Source organism: Micromonospora sp. BL1 (genome assembly GCF_003667485.1).
GTDB lineage: Bacteria > Actinomycetota > Actinomycetes > Mycobacteriales > Micromonosporaceae > Micromonospora > Micromonospora tulbaghiae.
The window spans coordinates 1-3,574 of record NZ_RCVK01000073.1; the positions used below are offsets into that span (position 1 = coordinate 1).

The window sequence follows — 3,574 nt, forward strand, 5'->3', positions numbered from 1 at the left end:
GTGGTGGGGGCGCCACCGGGCCGGACACCGGCGCCTGCGGGGGCATCGGGCCGCCCGGCTGTGGCACGCCGGTCTGGGGCGTCCAGCCGGGCGGCGGGTACCAGCCGGGCTGACCGGGTTGCGCCTGGTGCCCGGGCTGGCCGGGTTGCGCCTGGTAGCCGGGGGGCGGGTAGCCGTTGCCGTACGCGGACGGCTGCGCCGGCACGCCGGGCGACGGCGGGAACGGCCCGAGGCGGGGCGGCGGCTCCGGCGCGGGCTCGCCCGCCCCTGCCGGTCCCGTGCCGGATTCCGACGACGGCTGGGTCGGCATTCCGGCGACAGTGGCCCGGCCCGCGGCGATGCCGCCGGTGGGGAGGGCGTCGGACGGGACGGCGGCGCGGCCGGATGCGGTGCTGTCCTCGGGGAGGGCGCCGGACGGTGGAGGTGGTGCCACGGTGGCGCGGCCGGATGCGGTGCCGTCGGCCGGGAGGGCGTCGGACGGCAAAGGCGGTGCCACGGTGGCGTGGCCGGCGACGGTGCCGTCGGCCTCCGCTGCGTCGGACGGCGGAGCCGTGCCGTCGGCGTGATCCGGCGTGGTGGCGGAGTCCGACCCGGCCCGCTGCGGCGGCTGAGCCCACGGCGAGGTGGTCCGTCCGTTCCCGGCGCCCTCGCCGGCAGAACCCGAGCCGGTGGCGGGCGTTGTCGTCGGCGCGGGAGCCGCTTGCGACGCGGACGGGGGCGGGCTCACCGGTGCCGTGGCCGGCGAGCCGGCCGTCGCCGGTACATCAGGCGCCATCGGCGCACCGGGCACCACCGGGGAGCCGGACGCCACGACCCCCGGCGGGGCCGGTGCCGGGCCGGACGTCGCGTGGTCGAGCGTGAACGGCAGGTCCAGGTCGACAGCCGGTGCCTGGGGCGCCGGGACGTCCGTCGCCGCGGGTGTGGGAGCGTCGGCCGGCGGGAGCGGCCAGGGCACCGACGCCCACGGCGGGATCGTGGCCGCCGCCGCGTCGGTCTCCTCCGGCGGCCAGAGCGGCTCGACGTCCCGCTGCGGCACCTGCGGTCGGCCCGGTACGTGGGCCCGGTCGTCGTTCTCGTGCACCACGGTTCCTCCCCATTCCTTCCGCCGAGGATAGGCGGTCCGGCCAGCGCCGCGAGCCGGGTGGGAATCGACCGAGGTCAGCCCGTCCAGACCGCCCAGGCGCCCGGCTCGGTCCACCAGGAGCGCTTGCGGTTCAGCTCGCCCTCGACGCCGTCGTCGAGGAAGGGCACCTTCTCGTCGCGGGGCACCACCGCCACCGCGCGGCCCCGCGCCCGGCGCACCTCCAGCCGGACCTTCTTCCGGCCCAACGCCGACCGGGTCACCACCGGTACGGCGACGCCCACCGTCACCCGCCCGTCGGCCGGGTCCGGACCGCCCAGCAGGTCGACCTCGCCCAGGCGCGCGTACCCGCCCGCGTTGCCGATCGCGCACGCGGTGATCGGCTCGGAACCGTCGCTGAGCACCGTGCCGTCGACCTCGACCCGGGCCCGCCAGTGCAGCGGTCGGCCGGCGTCGTCGGCGGCGCCGAGCAGCGCCCCGTCGAGCGTCACCGAGCCGCCGTCGTTGCGCAGCAGGTCCAGCCGCCGGGCGGTGCCGTCCAGCACCGCGGCGGCCACGCCCGCCGGATCCCGGGGCAGCCCGAGCTGCGCGGCCAGGTCCCGCGCCGTCCCGGACCGGGCCGGATCGAGCGGGAGTACGCCGACCGGGGGCAGATCGGGCACCGTACGGTTGTCGGCCAGGTCCGCGGGGCGGCGACTCGGCGGCGGAGCGTACCGGCGGACCAGCCGGCGCAGGACGGCGCGCAACTGACCGTCACTGGCAGTGGCGACGATCAGCCGGGTCTTGCCGTCGGAGTCCGGCCAGGTAAGGCCGTCGGCGCGCGGCGGACCGTCGAGGCGGGCCAGCACCTCGTCGATCTCGGAGTCCGACCGGGCGGTCACGGTGGTCACCCGGGCACCCCGGACGGTCAGCTCGTCCGCGCAGGCCAGCACCGGTACGCGCGGCGTCTCGCAGCGCTCCTCGCCGGTCTCCGCGGAGGTGTCTTCCGCGCCGCCGCAGCAGGCGCCGCCGCTGCCGCAGCCACCACCGGGAGCGTCCCGCTCCGAGCCGAGGGTGAGCAGCACCACGTCGTACACGAAGGAGCCTCCCGCTTTCCGACCAACCCCTGCTGGTCCCGCCGTCACTACTTGTTAGCCTGACACCCCGGGCTCGCTGACCGGTCGCCACCTGGCACCCGAGCCTTCTGGAGGCGAGAAGATGCCAGCGATCGTGCTGCTCGGCGCCCAGTGGGGCGACGAGGGCAAGGGCAAGGTTACCGACCTGCTGGGTGAGCGGGTCGACTACGTCGTGCGCTACTCCGGCGGCAACAACGCAGGCCACACGGTGATCACGCCGGACGGCCAGAAGTACGCGCTGCACCTCATGCCGTCCGGGGCGCTGTCACCGAGCGCGATGATCGTGATCGGCAACGGCGTGGTGGTCGACCCGAAGGTGCTGCTGCAGGAGATCGACGGGCTCGCCGAGCGTGGCGTGGACGTGTCCCGCCTGCGCATCTCCGGCGACGCGCACCTGATCATGCCGCATCACCGGGCACTGGACCGGGTGGTCGAGCGCTACCTGGGCAGCTCCCGGATCGGCACCACCGGCCGGGGCATCGGCCCCGCGTACGGCGACAAGGTCGCCCGGATGGGCATCCGGCTCCAGGACCTGCTCGACCCGGGCATCCTGCGTAAGAAGCTGGAACTGGCGCTCCGCGAGAAGAACCAGCTGCTGTTCAAGATCTACAACCGTAAGGCGATCGACGTCGAGGAGACCGTCGAGGAGTACCTCCAGTACGCCGAGCGGCTGCGCCCGTACATCGCCGAGACCCGGGTGATGCTCTGGGACGCGCTCGACCGTGGCGAGACCGTGCTGCTGGAGGGCGCCCAGGCCACCATGCTCGACATGGACCACGGCACCTACCCGTTCGTGACGTCGTCGAACCCGACGGCCGGCGGCGCGTGCGTGGGCGCGGGCATCCCGCCGACCGCGATCACCAAGGTCATCGCGGTGAGCAAGGCGTACACGACGCGGGTGGGCTCCGGCCCGTTCCCCACCGAGCTGTTCGACGACAACGGGCAGCACCTGCGCAAGGTCGGCCACGAGTACGGCACCACCACCGGCCGGGAGCGTCGCTGCGGCTGGTTCGACGCCGTGGTGGCCCGGTACGCGTGCCGCCTCAACGGCGTCACCGACCTGGTGGTCACCAAGCTGGACGTGCTGACCGGCCTGGCCAAGGTGCCGATCTGCGTCGGGTACGAGATCAACGGCGAGCGCTTCGACGACATGCCGATGACGCAGACCGACTTCCACCACGCCACGCCGATCTACGAAGAGCTCGACGGCTGGTGGGAGGACATCACCAAGGCGCGGACCGAGGACGAGCTCCCGGAGAACGCCCGCCGCTACATCGCCCGCATCGAGGAGCTGACCGGAACCCGGGTGAGCGTGGTAGGCGTAGGCCCAGGCCGAGAAGAAAACGTCCTCCGCCACCCCTGTCCCTTATACACATCT

General features: G+C 74.5%; 2 protein-coding genes and 1 pseudogene. 1 reads left to right on the forward strand and 2 read right to left on the reverse strand.

Annotation, left to right across the window (positions count from 1 at the left end; all coding sequences use genetic code 11):
- Both EAD96_RS00480 and EAD96_RS00485 read right to left on the reverse strand, forming a co-directional pair.
- Positions 1-1,084 (reverse strand): annotated as a pseudogene (locus tag EAD96_RS00480) (chromosome partitioning protein); the annotation flags it as partial.
- 74 nt (positions 1,085-1,158) lie between these two features.
- Positions 1,159-2,157, reverse strand: a complete 999-nt coding sequence (locus EAD96_RS00485; RefSeq protein WP_121682880.1) for a diacylglycerol kinase family protein — start codon at positions 2,155-2,157, stop codon at positions 1,159-1,161.
- Between the two features lie 121 nt (positions 2,158-2,278).
- On the opposite strand from EAD96_RS00485, the gene EAD96_RS00490 reads away from it, so the two are divergent.
- Positions 2,279-3,574 (forward strand): adenylosuccinate synthase (locus tag EAD96_RS00490; protein WP_121682881.1); only part of this gene is annotated, 1,296 nt, incomplete at its 3' end.